Origin of the sequence: Azospirillum sp. B21, assembly GCF_008364825.1 — a bacterium.
Taxonomy (GTDB): Bacteria; Pseudomonadota; Alphaproteobacteria; order Azospirillales; family Azospirillaceae; genus Azospirillum.
This window is the reverse complement of the sequence record NZ_VTTO01000001.1, coordinates 568107-582660: the sequence shown is the minus strand read 5'-3', so window position 1 is coordinate 582660 and position 14554 is coordinate 568107. Positions and strand designations below refer to the sequence as shown.

Genomic DNA, 14554 nt, shown 5'->3' with positions numbered 1-14554 from the left:
CCCACCCAGTGGGGGAGGTTAGGTGGGAGTTTAACGTCGCAGGGAACCCACCGACGTCCTCACTCCGCCTGCGGCAGCCCCTGCGCCGCGAGCGCCGCGCTCTGCCGTGCCGTCAGCGCGTCGACGTCGAAGTCGCGGATCAGCCCCTGGAACATCTGGTACCAGTTCAGCTCCGCCTTCAGATGCAGGAAGACCGAGCCCAGCCCCACCGCGGCGCGGTCCATGAAGACGAACTCGCGCGGGATCTCGACGCCGCCGACGCGGCGCAGCTCGGCATGGACCTTTCCCGCCGTCTCCCGGCCGTAATGCCCGCCGTTGGTCTCCTCGATCTTGCGCTGGCGGTCCTCCATGATCGGGGCGTAGACGAAGCGCGCCCAGATGTTCAGCACGTCGACCAGCTCGTTCGATGGATTGACGAAGCCCCAGGTGCGGTAGGCCTCCACCGCCTGCTCGCGGTTGTCGGTGCGCAGGGCGTTGTAGAGATCGATCACGCCCTTGACGAAGCTGGGCTTGAAGACGCGGATGCAGCCGAAATCCAGCAGGTTGATCGAGCGGTCGGGCCGGACCGTGTAGTTGCCCAGATGCGGGTCGCCATGGATGACGCCGTAATTGTAGAAGGGCACGTACCAGGCGCGGAACATGTTCATCGCCAACTCGTCGCGCGCCTCCGGATGTTCGGCGACGAAATCCAGGATCTTGCGGCCATGCACCCAGCCCATGGTCAGCAGCCGCTTGGTCGACAGCTCCGGCACCACGTCCGGCACATGGACGCCGGGCGTGCCGGCCAGCATCGACTGGTAGAGGCGGGCGTGCTTGGCCTCGCGCTCGTAATCCAGCTCCTCGCGCAGGCGAGCACCGATTTCCTTCTGGATCTGGCGGGTGGAGATGGCGCTGTCGGTGCGCTCGAAGATCGCGAAGATCAGGCCCAGCTGCCGCAGGTCGGCTTCCACCGCCGAGGCCATGTCGGGATATTGCAGCTTGCAGGCAAGCTCCCGCCCGTCGGGGCCGATGGCTTTGTGGACCTGACCCAGCGACGCGGCGGCGGCGGCCGTGTGCTCGAATCTCTGGAAGCGCGACTGCCAGTTGGGGCCAAGCTCGCTCGCCATCCGCCGCTTGACGAAGGGCCAGCCCATCGACGGCGCGTCGGCCTGAAGCTGCGCCAGTTCCTGGGTGTATTCCTTCGGCAGGGCGTCGGGGATGGTGGACAGGATCTGCGCCACCTTCATCAGCGGCCCTTTCAGCCCGCCGAGCGCCGCCCGCAGTTCCGCCGCGTGGCGTTCGCGCTCCACGCGGATTCCCAGCACGCGCTCGCCCGCCAGCCGCGCGGCCAGCCCGCCAACGGCGGTGCCGACCCGCGCATATCGCGCGACCCGTCCGCCCCATGTGTTCTCATCGTGTTCCGGCATGCCCACAAGGTGGGTGCGGCCCCTGCAAAAGGCCAGCCCTCCCCCGATTGGGGAATGCCGATGGAAGGCCTTCCGATGGTGCTGCGCCGCAATGTGCGATTTTCTTGACAGCCCTCGGAAAGGGGAGCAGGCTTCGTCTTACAGTAATCAACACCGAGGTGAAGTGAGCGAGCATCGGAAACGCCTTACCATCCAAGCGGTTAGCTTGGGCGGAACAGTAGAGACCGATACCAGGGAGGGTGAGTAAGATCATGACTCCACCGGCGCTTACCTGATTATGCCGAACTTCTCGGCCTATACAACTGAGGTTTCAGTTCCGAATTCTTTCGCCTGATCGGCGACTTCATCCGGGCCGTAGATGCCCGCTGCGAAAGCCCTCGCTCCACCTCGGAGCGAGGGCTTTTGTTTTGCGGAGAGGTTCCCGGCGATACGTTTCAAACGATACTGTTTGCGTATGAAACAAAATCCCGCTATCCACGAGACCTGACGGTGCGGCGGGACGCCGCAAGCCGGCGCGCGCACCCGTCACACAAGACCAAGGATGGGGAGGATCGCATGGGTCGGTTGCTGAAGCCTTTCGCGCTGGCGGCGCTGCTGGCGACCACAGCGCTCTCTGCGCAGGCGCAGACCGCGAAGCCGGTGCGCATCGGCGTGCTGGCGGACGAGGCGGGCTTCGCGTCTGACATCGGCGGCAAGGGCGCGGTGCTCGCCACCCGAATGGCGGTGGAGGATTTCGGCGGTTCCGTGCTCGGCCGGCCGGTGGAGGTGCTGTCCGCCGACATGCAGAACAAGCCGGACGTGGCATCCAACATCGTGCGCGGCTGGTTCGATGTCGAGGGCGTCGACATGGTGACGGACATCCCGGTCTCCTCCGTCGCGCTGGCGGTGCAGGCGGTGGCGCGTGAGAAGAAGAAGGTGCTGATGATCAGCGCCGCGACGACGACCGAACTGACCAACGCCCAATGCTCGCCCTACAGCATCCATTGGGCCGACGATACCGCGTCGCTGGCGGTCGGCACGACCAAGGCGGTGGTGCAGTCGGGCGGCACCAGCTGGTACTTCATCACCGCCGACTTCGCCTTCGGCACGGCGATGGAGAAGGCCGCGACCGAGGCGATCAAACAGGCCGGCGGCACGGTGGTCGGCAGCGTGCGCCACCCGATGGGCACCAGCGATTTCGGGTCTTACCTGCTGAGCGCCCAGGGCAGCGGCGCCAAGGTGGTGGCGCTCGCCAATGTCGGCGCCGAGACCATCGGCACCATCAAGCAGGCGGGCGAGTTCGGGCTGACCCAATCCGGGCAGCGGCTGGTCGGCTACATCGTCTTCATCACCGACATCCACTCCCTCGGCCTCGACCTCGCCAAGGGGCTGTATGTCACCAGCGGATTCTATTGGGACCGCAATGACCGGACGCGTGCCTGGGCCAAGCGCTTCTTCGAGCGCCACGGCAAGATGCCGACCAAGGAGCAGGCCAACACCTATCTCGCCACCCTGCACTGGCTGAAGGGCGTCAAGGCGGCGGGAACCACAGACGCCGAGGCGGTTACCGCCGCGATGAAGGCGATGCCGACCGATTACTTCGGCACTCCCGGCAGCATCCGCAAGGACGGCCGCGTGCTGTACGACCTTGAGCTGTACCAGGTGAAGACCCCGGCGGAGAGCAAGGCGCCGTGGGACTATTACAAACAGATCCGCAGCATCCCGGCGGCCGAAGCCTTCCTGCCGCTGGAAGCCAGCGCCTGCCCCTTCGTCAAAGCCCAGTGACCGGCGCAGGGGTGACCTGCGGGGCCGGGCCGGCGGGATCGAGGTCAGGGCGATCGCATATGAACTCATTCGTAGTAAAAGCCCCTCTCCCCTTGCGGGAGAGGGGTTGGGGTGAGAGGGCAAGTCATTGATTCATGCGGCCTTTGGCCGCTGCACCCCTCATCCCAACCCTTTTCCCGCAAGGGGAGAAGGGCATCCGAAGCGCAACGTCGCCGCTCGAGTTCCCATATGCGATTGCCCTAGGACAGGGGTCGAGAGGGGTTCCCGCCGGACCGCGATCCGGGTTACACTCCGCTCTTTAGGCGCAGCGGGGACGGTACGTGGATCTACAGGTGCAAAGCGAACGGCAGAACGACACCGGACGGTTGCGTTCGTCGGCGCTGGCGCGCCCGGTCTTCGCCGCGCTGGACCTCGGCACCAACAATTGCCGGCTGCTGATCGCCAAATCCGCACCCGGCGGTTTTCGTGTCATCGATGCCTTTTCCCGTATCGTCCGGCTGGGCGAGGGGCTGAGCCGCAACGACCATCTGTCGGAGCTGGCGATGGAACGCACCATCGCGGCTCTGCGCGTTTGCGGCTCCAAGATCGAACGGCGCGGGGTCACCTCCGTGCGGGCCGTGGGGACGGAGGCCTGCCGCCGTGCCGCCAACGGCACCGCCTTCGTCGAGGCGGTGGAGCGTGAGACCGGCATCTCCCTTGAGATCATCTCCAGCCAGGAGGAAGGACGGTTGGCGCTCGCCGGCTGCGCCGCCTTGCTGGAGCCGACGCATCCCTATGCCATCGTTTTCGACATCGGCGGCGGCTCCACCGAACTGATGTGGCTGGCGGTGGAGAAGGGGCGGGTGCCACGCCTGCTGGACCAGACCTCCATCCGCTGCGGCGTGATCGGCCTGACCGAGGAATATGGCGGCCCCGACGTCACCCGTGTGAACTACGACCAGATGGTGGAGGCTGTGGCCGACGCCATTGCCCCGTTCGAGGCGCGCAACCGCATCCAGGACCGCATCGCCGCCGGCAAGGTGCAGATGCTGGGCACCTCCGGCACGGTGACGACGCTGGCCGGCGTGCATCTGGGGCTCTGCCGCTACGACCGGCGGGCGGTGGACGGCAGCTATCTGCGCGTGGACCATGCCCGCACGGTGATCGACCATCTGGTCTCCCAGGATTTCGACGGACGCGCCCGCCATCCCTGCATCGGGCAGGACCGCGCCGATCTGGTGGTCGCCGGCTGCGCCGTTCTGGACGCGCTGTGCGACGTCTGGCCGGTGGAACGGCTGCGCATCGCCGACCGCGGGCTGCGCGAAGGAATTCTGGTGGACCTCATGGGGGCCGCCGGCGAGTGACCGGAATTTGTATGGGCCGGGCAGGGGAGAAGATTCCCCGCCCGTGCCGGATGACCGAGGAACTGCAGCGATCATGACCGAAAAGACTCCGTCGACGCGCCCGGGCGGGCGCCGTGCCACGGTCCGTGTGAAGACCGCCGGCAAGCGCACGGAATCCTCCAAGCGCTGGCTGGAGCGCCACCTGAACGACCCCTATGTGGCCGAGGCGACCAAGCGCGGCTACCGCTCGCGCGCCGCGTTCAAGTTGCTGCAGCTGGACGAGAAGTTCCGCCTGCTCGGCCCCGGCAAGCGCGTGGTCGATCTCGGCGCCGCCCCCGGCGGCTGGACGCAGATCGCGGTGGAGAGGGTGCAGACCGCCAAGGACGGCTGGAAGGTCGTCGGGCTGGACATCCTGCCGATGGACCCGGTCCCCGGCGCCACCACCATGCAGGCCGACTTCCTGGAGGAAGGCGCCGCCGAGGCGTTGAAGGACGCGCTGGGCGGCCCGGCCGACCTGGTGCTGAGCGACATGGCCGCGCCCACCACCGGCCACCAGCAGACCGACCACCTCCGCATCATGGGGTTGGCCGAAGCGGCTTACGATTTCGCGGAGGAGGTGCTGGCCCCCGGCGGCGCCTTCGTCGCCAAGCTGTTCCAGGGCGGGGCGGAGCGTTCGCTGCTCGACCGGCTGCGGCGCGATTTCGCCGTGGTCAAGCACGCCAAGCCGCCGGCCAGCCGCGCCGAATCGTCGGAGACCTACGTCGTCGCAACCGGCTTCCGCGGCGGCAACGTGAACGACTGAGCGCGCTTCTTTTCGCACTTGCATAACAGATGCTGTGTGCGCACGGGTTCACAAGCCCATGGTCTTGTGTATAAGTGCGCCACGTTTATCTTCCGGGAGATTCACACATGGCGCGCGACACCAAAATCCGCGAAGCCCTGACCTTCGACGACGTGCTGCTGGTTCCGGCCGAAAGCTCGGTCCTGCCGAACGACGTGGACACCCGGACAAGATTGACGAAGACCATCGAGCTGGGCATCCCCCTGATGTCCTCGGCAATGGACACGGTGACCGAGAGCCGGCTCGCCATTGCCATGGCCCAGGCCGGCGGCATCGGCGTCGTCCACCGCAACCTGACCATCGAGCAGCAGGCCGAAGAGGTCCGCAAGGTCAAGCGTTTCGAATCGGGCATGGTCGTCAACCCGATCACCATCACGCCGAACGCCACGCTGGCCGACGCGCTGCAGTTGATGGCCGACTATCGCATCTCCGGCATCCCGGTGGTGGAAAGCCGCGACCAGCTCGGCAGCGGCAAGCTGGTCGGCATGCTGACCAACCGCGACGTCCGCTTCGCCACCGATCCCAACCAGCCGGTCAGCGAACTGATGACCAAGGAGCTGGTGACGGTCCGCGAGGGCGTCAGCCAGGAGGAAGGCAAGCGCCTGCTCCACCAGCACCGCATCGAGAAGCTGCTGGTCGTGGATGAGGATTACCGCTGCATCGGCCTCGTCACCGTCAAGGACATCGAGAAGGCCCAGGCCTATCCGAACGCCTGCAAGGACAGCAAGGGCCGCCTGCGCGTCGCCGCCGCCACCGGCACCGGCAATGACGGTCTGGCCCGCGCCGAGGCCCTGTTCGACGCCGGTGTCGACGTGCTGGTTGTCGATACCGCGCACGGCCACTCCGCCAAGGTGCTGGAGCAGGTCCGTGCCGCCCGCGCCATGTCCAGCTACACCCAGGTGATCGCCGGCAACGTCGCCACCGCCGAAGCGGCCAGGGCGCTGATCGATGCCGGTGCGGACGCCGTGAAGGTCGGCATCGGTCCGGGGTCCATCTGCACCACCCGCATCATCGCCGGCGTCGGCGTGCCGCAGCTGACCGCGGTCATGGATGTGGTGGACGAGTGCGAAAAGCACGGCATCCCTGTGATCGCCGACGGCGGCATCAAGTATTCGGGCGATCTGGCCAAGGCGATTGCCGGCGGCGCCAGCGTCGCCATGCTGGGCAGCCTGTTCGCCGGCACCGACGAGAGCCCGGGCGAGGTCATCCTGTTCCAGGGCCGTTCCTACAAGAGCTATCGCGGCATGGGCTCGGTCGGCGCCATGGCGCGCGGCTCGGCGGACCGTTACTTCCAGCAGGAGGTTTCGACCATGAAGCTGGTGCCGGAAGGCGTCGAAGGCCGCGTCCCCTACAAGGGTCCGGTCTCGGCCGTCATCCACCAGCTGGTCGGCGGCCTCCGTGCGGCCATGGGCTACACCGGCAGCGCCTCCATCGCCGAGATGCGCGAGAAGTGCCAGTTCGTCCGCATCACCAATGCGGGCCTGCGCGAAAGCCACGTCCACGACATCACCATCACCAACGAGTCGCCGAACTACCGGCAGGGGTGAGGGTGTTTGGGGGTAGGCGTCGGCTGACGGTTGCCCCCTCCCTAACCCTCCCCCACCTGCGGTGGGAGAGGGGACTGCCGCTGTCCTTTACATAAGTCTCGCCAAGCGTCCTACCCCCTCTCCCGCGGAACGCGGGGGAGGGATGGGGAGGGGGTACTCGAAGCAGAACTTCAGCCTACGGCGCCCGCCCCCTCCGCCACCTGCTTCCAGAACTGCCACCCGCCGAGCCGCACGCCGACGGCCATGCTGGTGAAGGGAATCCGCAGCTCGATGTCCCGCGGCTGGAAGAAGGTCAGCCGTTCCGGCTCGCCATGTGCGTCGAACTCCAGCCGGGCGCCCTTCGGTTCCGGCGCGTATTCATCGCTCATCACCTGCCAGATTTCCAGGTCGCCGCCATGGTTGGTGATTTTGTACTGGCCGCAGCGCCAGGCGGTCGATTCGCCGACGCTGCCCTCCACCACCTTCTTGTCGCCTTCCATCCGTACGTCGCCGATCCCCGCGGCCTCGCCCTTCATCGAGGGACCCTGGGTCTCGGCACGGAAGCCCAGCCGCAGCCAGCCGGAGCGGCCGTAGGGGATCAGGCGGCGTACGGTGCGCGCGTCCTCCGCCGCGAAATGGTCGGGATCGTCGTAGAGGATGCGGTCCAGAGCGGCGGCGACGATCATACGGTCGTCGATGCGCAGGTCCGGGAGATGGGCTTTGCTCATCAGGCAGGCGGACTCCGAAAAGATGTGCCCGTCAGTATATAGGCACTCCGGCCGGCCGTCGCCCCGATGCGCGGTGTCCGTCCCGACAGACTCCCGAAACCGGTCTTCAGGCGCTATCCTGCGCGGCCCTTCTTCGGAAGCCCCCGATTCGTCACGAGACGCGCCATGCAGGACCTGTTCGACACGCCGCCCAATCCCCGCAGCATCGATGTCGAGGCGCTGACGCCGGATCAGGCGGCGGCGGAACTGGCGGCGCTGGCCGCCGAGATTGCCCATCATGACCGGCTCTATCACCAGCAGGACCAGCCGGAGATCTCCGACGCCGAATACGACGCGCTGGTCCGCCGCAACCTCGCCATCGAGGCGCGCTTCCCCGATCTGCGGCGGCCCGACTCGCCCAGCCTGCGCGTCGGCGCCGCGCCGGCCGCCGGATTCGGCAAGGTGCGCCACGCCATTCCGATGCTGTCGCTGGGCAACGCCTTCGCAGCCGACGACGTGGCGGAATTCGATGCCCGCGTCCGCCGCTTCCTCGGCCTGTCCGACGAGGCCCCGCTGACCTTCGTGGCCGAGCCAAAGATCGACGGCCTGTCCTGCTCGCTGCGTTACGAGCGCGGTGAACTGGTGCTGGCCGCCACCCGCGGCGACGGGGCGGAGGGCGAGAACGTCACCGCCAATGTCCGCACCATCCGCGACGTGCCGCACCGCCTGCCGGCCCCATTCCCCGATGTGCTGGAGGTCCGCGGCGAGGTCTATATGAACCGCGAGGACTTCCTGGCGATGAACGCCGCCCGTGCGGAAAAGGGCGAGCAGCTGTTCGCCAACCCGCGCAACGCGGCGGCCGGCAGCCTGCGTCAGCTCGACCCCTCCATCACCGCGTCCCGGCCGCTCTGCTTCTTCGGCTATGCGCTGGGCGAGGTGTCGGAGCCGATTGCCGAAACCCAATGGGGCATCCGCGAGCGGTTGAAGGGTTGGGGCTTCCAGTTGAACCGGCCGGCGGAGCTGTGCGACGGCAAGGACAAGCTGCTGGCCTATTACGAGGGGATCGGGCGCCGGCGCGCCGGTCTTCCCTTCGACATCGACGGCGTCGTCTACAAGGTCGACAGCCTGGAGCTTCAGCAGCGGCTCGGCTTCGTCAGCCGGGCGCCGCGCTGGGCCATCGCCCACAAGTTCCCGGCGGAACAGGCGCAGACGCGGCTGAAGGCGATCACCATCCAGGTCGGCCGCACCGGCGCGCTGACCCCCGTCGCGGAGTTGGAGGACATCACCGTCGGCGGCGTCGTGGTCAGCCGTGCCACCCTGCACAATGAGGACGAGATTGCCCGCAAGGACATCCGTGTCGGCGACCTCGTGGTCGTCCAGCGTGCCGGCGACGTCATCCCGCAGGTGGTGGAGGTGGTGCTGTCCCAGCGCCCGGCAGACTCCGTGCCCTATGTCGCACCGGAGACCTGCCCGGTCTGCGGCAGCCTCGCCATCCGCGAGGCGGGGGAAGTGGTGCGCCGCTGCACCGGCGGCCTGATCTGCGCCGCCCAGGCGAAGGAGCGGCTGCGCCACTTCGTGTCCCGCGACGCCTTCGACATCGAAGGGCTGGGCGAGAAGATCATCGAGGAGTTCTGGGACGAGGGCTTCATCAAGTCGCCGGTCGACATCTTCACCCTTGAGGGCCGGGTCGAACTGATCGGCCGGCCGGGCTGGAAGGAGAAATCGGTCCAGAACCTGTTCAAGGCGATCGAGCAGCGCCGCAGCGGCATCGACCTGCACCGGGTGATCTACGCCCTCGGCATCCGCCATGTCGGCGAGGTGACGGCGAAGTCTCTGGCCCGCCAGTACAAGACGATGGAGGGCTGGGTCGACGGCATGCTGGCGGCGGAGCAGGCCATGCCGGGGCAGGAATGGCGCGACCTGCATGCGTTGAGTGGCGTCGGCCCGGTCACCGCCGACACCATCCTCGCCTGGTTCGCCGATCCGGAAAGTGCGGCCAAGCTGGACTTCTATGCCGGCAGCGAATCACTGCGGCTGGAGACGGTCATCAGCTCGCTCGGCATCAAGCGGCTGAACTCGCGCGCTGCCCAGGCGCTGGCCACGCGTTACGGCACGCTGGCCGATTGGCGGGCGGCGATGGAGCGCGCGGCCGGGGAACTGCCGGGGCAGGCTTGGCTCGACCTCGTTGCCACGCCCGACGTCGGCGAGGTCGCGGCGGAGGAACTCGCCGGCTTCTTCGCGGAAGAGCGCAACCTCGTCATCGTCCGCGGCCTGATGGAACGGCTGACCGTGCTGGAGGCCGAAGCGCCGAAAGCCAGCAACTCACCCATCGCCGGCAAGACGGTGGTCTTTACCGGTACGCTGGAGCGGATGACCCGCTCGGAGGCCAAGGCGCGGGCCGAATCGCTGGGCGCAAAGGTCGCCGGTTCGGTCTCCGGCAAGACCGACTATCTGGTCGCCGGGGCTGACGCCGGCAGCAAGGCCGCCAAGGCCAAGGAACTGGGTGTCGAGATCCTGACCGAGGATGAATGGCTGGCCAGGATCGGCGGCTGACCGGACGCCGGCCTTAGCCAAAATGTCGCATCTCCGTTCGCTCGGATTGACGGACGGAGGCTGGGGGAGTGAGATCAGACAACGCTTATGGTCAGAAGCGAAACAATGCCAAGCAGGCGGCCCGACCCTGGATCAGGGCGGGGTCGACGGGTGGCCAACGCCCGCACCCGCCTGCCCGGCACCCAACGAAGGGGGATGAAGGAAACGCCATGGAGCCAATTCAGTGGTCGCGCTGGATGAGCGTCGGCAACGACGCTCTGGACGAGGATCACCGCGTCCTGATCGCCATCGTCAACAAGCTGTATGACGATGCCAATCGCCAGGATCCCGCCCTGATCGAAGCGATCCTGGACGAACTGATCGCCTATACCCGCCACCATTTTGCGGAGGAGGAGGCGCAAATGCAGCGCCTGAACTACCCGACCTTCGCCGCACACAAGGCTCTGCACGACAATCTGACCCGTCAGGTCGAAAGCTACCGCGACGACTTCCGCGCCAACGGCGGCAGCATCAGTGGCGAGGAGGTTTTCCTGTTCTGCTCCGATTGGCTCGGCAAGCACATTCTGAAGGAAGACACCCGCTTCGGCGAATATGCCGGCAGCGAAGCGGAACTGGCGGTCGCGGGGTAGGGGAGAAGAACTTTCTATCTGGTCGGGACCATTGCTTGCCAGTAGCCCTTCTCCCCTTGCGGGAGAAGGGATGGGATGAGGGGTGCTGCCGACCGAAGGTCGGTGGGAATCAGGCTTGCAACCCCTCACCCCAACCCGCGGATCGGCAAAACGCCGTTGGCGTTTGGCCGATCCCGCCCCGCAAGGGGAGAGGGGCTTAACGCAAGCGCTCTCGAAGCGGTATCTGAAGAAAATTACCTAAAATGCTGAAATAGTTCAGAAAATTGCAAACTGGCACGAAAATGCAGTGAGCGCCCAATCCGAGAGGGGAGGGCGCTTTTTCTTTTGCACGACTCTTACCGACGGCAGGGGAGGGGAGTTCGCGCAAAGAAAAAGCCCTCCCCGAGAGGGGAGGGCAGGGGCAAACCCAATCGAAAACGGCCCAATCGAAAACAGGCTGTGGTCAGGCGACCGCCAGCTGCTCCAGGCCGCGGCGCGCGACCGGCAGCGACACCGCCGTCTCATAGCGCCAGGCGCTGCGGTCGGCGAACAGGGCGCGCAGCAACTGGTTGTTCAGGGCATGGCCGGAGCGCACGCCGTGGAAGTGCCCGACAATGGGCGCACCGGCCAGATACAGATCGCCAACAGCGTCCAGGATCTTGTGGCGCACGAACTCGTCACTGAAGCGCAGGCCCTCGGCGTTCATCACCGTGTCGCCGGAGATGACCACTGCGTTGTCCAGCGAGCCGCCGCGGGCGAGGCCCATCTTGCGCAGCCCCTCGACCTCATGCAGGAAGCCGAAGGTACGGGCGCGGCTGATCTCGTCCTTGAAGCTGTCGGTGTCAATCTCCAGCGCATGCGCCTGACGGGAGATGGCGGCGCTGTCGAAGTCGATCTCGAAGCTGTAGGTGGTCGCGACGTCGGGGGTGAAGGACGCACTCTTCACACCGTCGCCGATGACGACCGGTTTCAGGATGCGGATGACGCGGCGCGGGGCCTTCTGCACGGCGATGCCGGCCTGCTCGATGGCGGCGACGAAGGGGGCGGCGCTGCCGTCCATGATCGGCACCTCGATGCCGTCCAGCGAAACGACGGCATTGTCGATGCCGCAGCCGGCCAGCGCGGACATCAGATGCTCAATCGTGCCGACGGTGGTGCCATGGTCGTTACCGATCACGGTGCACAGACGGGTGTCGACCACCGTGTCCCAGCGCGCCGGAATGACAGCGGCGGCACCACGGATGTCGGTGCGATGGAAGGTGATCCCGGAATTCGCATCGGCCGGGGAAATCGTCAGCGTGACGATGACGCCCGAATGCAGACCGACGCCGGCGATGGTCACCGACTTCTTCAGGGTCTGCTGGAACATGCCGTCCGCGTTGCTGCGATTGTTGGCCACGATGTCTTTTCCATCTTGGTCATGAAGGGGAGGTTCCCGGCGATGCCGCGCCGAATGATCTTGGGAGATCATCGCGTCGGCGGCTTTCGCTTTCGACCATGCTGATAGGTAACACTCGGGCTCGGAAATCGGCAAATCACTCATTGTTACCGTTTGTTGCAGGGCAAAAGAGGCGCGATTTGCAAGCAATCGGCTATACGCACAATAGTGACGCAACAAAAAATCCCCGGAAACGCGCGGAGGCGTCCCGGGGTCCGAGAGGTTCGGTCAGGTTGTGGAGCCGCCGGCACCGCGATTAGGAGGCTGCGGCGACGGCGGTTATCTCCGGCTTTCGCCGGGATCGGCCGACCGCCGCGGAAAAGGCCGCGGCGGTCCGGAACGGTGGGCGCTCAGTTGGCCTGACGGCGCAGGAACGCCGGGATGTCCAGCTCCTCCTGCTCACCCGGCTTGGCATCGGCGCGGGGGGCCGGGGCCATCTGCTGCGGAGCGGCCGGATAGCTGGGCGCCTGCGGGGCCTGCTGCGGCGCCGCCTGCTGCTGCGGATACACCGGAGCCTGCTGCGGAGCGGTCGGGTAGGACGGAGCCGGCTGATAGGCCTGGGGCGCCTGCGGCTGCTGCGGGTAGGCCGGCTGCTGCTGCGGATAGCCCTGCGGGGCCGGCTGGTACTGCTGCGGGGCCGGCTGCGGCTGGTAGGCCTGCGGCGCGGGCTGCGGGGCCGGCGGGTGCGCCGGTTCCGACTTGCGGCCGAGTCCGGTCACCAGACCGAACAGGAAGTTCCCTTTGCGGGCGGGCGCCGGCTCCGGAGCGGGCGCCTGCGCCGGAGCCGGGCCGACCGACAGGCCGCCCGGATGCGGCTGGTGAGCCTGCGGGGCGGCGTGATGGTGATGCTGGTGGGCCTGCGGGGCCTGCTGGTGGGAGACCGGCTGCTGCGGCTGTTGCTGCTGCGGCTGCTGGTGAGCCTGCGGGGCCTGCTGATGGACAGCGGGCTGCTGCGGCTGGGGAGCGGACAGCGGGGCGGCGCCGACGGTCACCGGCTGGCGCGGACCGGCATCGGCCGGCTTCGGCGCGAAGAAATGGCCGCCCTGGTTCTCGCCATGCAACGGACCGGCGGCCGGCTTCGGCGCCTCATGCTGTTGGGGGGCGTGCTGCTGGGCCGGGTCGTGCTGGATCGCGGCGGCACCGGCGGTCACCGGCTGCGGAGTCCGCAGGCCGATGGCGGCGCTGGGGATGGGCGAACCGGGGGCACCGGCCGGGGCGACCGGCGCGCCGGTCAGATTGCCGGGAGCGCCCGGCTTCTTGGCGCGGTCGCCGACCAGCGACAGGTTGACCGGGTGCAGGGTGCGCGGGTTGCTCATCGCCGCGGCGTCGATGCCGGTGGCGACGACCGACACGCGCATCACGCCGTCCAGCGAGCTGTCGAAGGTCGAGCCGAAGATGATGTTGGCATCGGGGTCGACCTCGTCACGGACGCGGTTGGCGGCCTCGTCGACCTCGAACAGGGTCATGTCGTAGCCGCCGGTGATGTTGATGAGGACGCCGCGGGCACCCTTCATCGACACGTCGTCCAGCAGCGGGTTGGAGATGGCGGCCTCGGCGGCCTCGATGGCGCGGCGCTCGCCGCCGGCCTCGCCGGTGCCCATCATCGCCTTGCCCATCTCGGTCATGACGGACCGGATGTCGGCGAAATCCAGGTTGATCAGGCCGGGCATCACCATCAGGTCGGTGACGCCGCGCACGCCCGAATGCAGAACGTCGTCGGCCATCTTGAAAGCGTCCGCGAAGGTCGTCTTCTCGTTGGCGATGCGGAACAGGTTCTGGTTCGGGATGATGATCAGGGTATCGACATACTGCTGCAGCTCGGCGATGCCGCCCTCGGCCAGCCGCATGCGGTGACCGCCCTCGAAATGGAAGGGCTTGGTGACGACGCCGACGGTCAGGATGCCGCGCTCGCGGGCGGCGCGCGCGATGACCGGTGCCGCACCGGTGCCGGTGCCGCCGCCCATGCCGGCGGTGATGAACACCATGTTGGAGCCTTCGAGATACTGGACGATCTCGTCGATCTGCTCCTCGGCCGACGCACGGCCGACATCCGGCTTGGAGCCGGCGCCGAGGCCGCGGGTGGTGCCGGTGCCCAGCTGGATGCGCTTCTCGCACAAGGAACCCTTCAGCGCCTGCGCGTCGGTGTTGCCGACGACGAAGTCCACGCCTTCCAGATTCGACTTGATCATGTTGTTGACGGCGTTGCCGCCGGCGCCGCCGACGCCGAACACGGTGATGCGCGGCTTCAGTTCGGGCTCGATCTGGGGGATGGTCACGTTGATCATGCTGTTCAGGCCTCCACAACCTGTTTTCGTTGGGTTTGATGTTTGATATGCCGCGACCGGTGCCCGGTTGTGTCCGGTGTCTGTCCGTTCGGGAATCGGTGGAT

General features: G+C 67.1%; 10 protein-coding genes. 6 read left to right on the top strand and 4 right to left on the bottom strand.

Going from position 1 to position 14554, the window contains the following annotated elements; translation table 11 throughout:
- Positions 1 to 59 precede the first annotated feature (59 nt).
- Positions 60 to 1406 carry an AarF/UbiB family protein gene (locus FZ983_RS02735; RefSeq protein ID WP_149222069.1) on the bottom strand — a complete coding sequence of 449 codons (1347 nt, stop codon included), beginning with the start codon at positions 1404 to 1406 and terminating at the stop codon, positions 60 to 62.
- Between the two features lie 555 nt (positions 1407 to 1961).
- On the opposite strand from FZ983_RS02735, the gene FZ983_RS02730 reads away from it, so the two are divergent.
- The 4 genes from FZ983_RS02730 (at position 1962) to guaB (ending at position 6880) form a co-directional block, all read left to right on the top strand.
- The gene (locus FZ983_RS02730) at positions 1962 to 3170 is read left to right on the top strand and encodes an ABC transporter substrate-binding protein (protein WP_149222068.1); all 1209 of its coding nucleotides are present in this window, start codon (positions 1962 to 1964) and stop codon (positions 3168 to 3170) included.
- A gap of 332 nt (positions 3171 to 3502) precedes the next feature.
- A complete protein-coding gene (locus FZ983_RS02725; protein WP_247883542.1) occupies positions 3503 to 4513 on the top strand; it encodes a Ppx/GppA phosphatase family protein in 1011 nt (336 codons plus the stop codon).
- A gap of 73 nt (positions 4514 to 4586) precedes the next feature.
- On the top strand, positions 4587 to 5294 hold the full coding sequence (locus FZ983_RS02720; protein ID WP_149222066.1) for an RlmE family RNA methyltransferase: 708 nt from the start codon (positions 4587 to 4589) through the stop codon (positions 5292 to 5294).
- A gap of 107 nt (positions 5295 to 5401) precedes the next feature.
- Positions 5402 to 6880 carry an IMP dehydrogenase gene (gene guaB / locus FZ983_RS02715; RefSeq protein WP_149222065.1) on the top strand — a complete coding sequence of 493 codons (1479 nt, stop codon included), beginning with the start codon at positions 5402 to 5404 and terminating at the stop codon, positions 6878 to 6880.
- A 170-nt stretch (positions 6881 to 7050) separates the two neighbouring features.
- Here guaB and FZ983_RS02710 read toward each other — a convergent pair whose 3' ends face one another.
- Positions 7051 to 7587, bottom strand: coding sequence for a hypothetical protein (locus FZ983_RS02710; RefSeq protein WP_149222064.1), 537 nt, complete (start codon positions 7585 to 7587; stop codon positions 7051 to 7053).
- A gap of 165 nt (positions 7588 to 7752) precedes the next feature.
- Here FZ983_RS02710 and ligA point away from each other — a divergent pair, with 165 nt between their 5' ends.
- Positions 7753 to 10119 carry an NAD-dependent DNA ligase LigA gene (gene ligA / locus FZ983_RS02705; protein WP_149222063.1) on the top strand — a complete coding sequence of 789 codons (2367 nt, stop codon included), beginning with the start codon at positions 7753 to 7755 and terminating at the stop codon, positions 10117 to 10119.
- 209 nt (positions 10120 to 10328) lie between these two features.
- Positions 10329 to 10748: a bacteriohemerythrin gene (locus tag FZ983_RS02700; RefSeq protein WP_149222062.1), complete on the top strand. Its 420-nt coding sequence runs from the start codon at positions 10329 to 10331 to the stop codon at positions 10746 to 10748.
- Positions 10749 to 11190: 442 nt separating this feature from the next.
- Here the strand turns inward: FZ983_RS02700 and lpxC are convergent, their stop codons facing one another.
- The gene (gene lpxC, locus FZ983_RS02695; RefSeq protein WP_247883541.1) at positions 11191 to 12126 is read right to left on the bottom strand and encodes a UDP-3-O-acyl-N-acetylglucosamine deacetylase; all 936 of its coding nucleotides are present in this window, start codon (positions 12124 to 12126) and stop codon (positions 11191 to 11193) included.
- Positions 12127 to 12515: 389 nt separating this feature from the next.
- Entirely contained in the window at positions 12516 to 14450 is a 1935-nt protein-coding gene (ftsZ, locus tag FZ983_RS02690; RefSeq protein ID WP_149222061.1) for a cell division protein FtsZ, read from the bottom strand.
- Positions 14451 to 14554 lie beyond the last annotated feature (104 nt).

Coding starts and splice junctions, on each gene's coding strand:
- FZ983_RS02735 (WP_149222069.1), bottom strand. CDS start 1,406: ATGCCGGAACACGATGAGAACACATGGGGCGGACGGGTCGCGCGATAT.
- FZ983_RS02730 (WP_149222068.1), top strand. CDS start 1,962: ATGGGTCGGTTGCTGAAGCCTTTCGCGCTGGCGGCGCTGCTGGCGACC.
- FZ983_RS02720 (WP_149222066.1), top strand. CDS start 4,587: ATGACCGAAAAGACTCCGTCGACGCGCCCGGGCGGGCGCCGTGCCACG.
- guaB (WP_149222065.1), top strand. CDS start 5,402: ATGGCGCGCGACACCAAAATCCGCGAAGCCCTGACCTTCGACGACGTG.
- FZ983_RS02710 (WP_149222064.1), bottom strand. CDS start 7,587: ATGAGCAAAGCCCATCTCCCGGACCTGCGCATCGACGACCGTATGATC.
- ligA (WP_149222063.1), top strand. CDS start 7,753: ATGCAGGACCTGTTCGACACGCCGCCCAATCCCCGCAGCATCGATGTC.
- FZ983_RS02700 (WP_149222062.1), top strand. CDS start 10,329: ATGGAGCCAATTCAGTGGTCGCGCTGGATGAGCGTCGGCAACGACGCT.
- ftsZ (WP_149222061.1), bottom strand. CDS start 14,450: ATGATCAACGTGACCATCCCCCAGATCGAGCCCGAACTGAAGCCGCGC.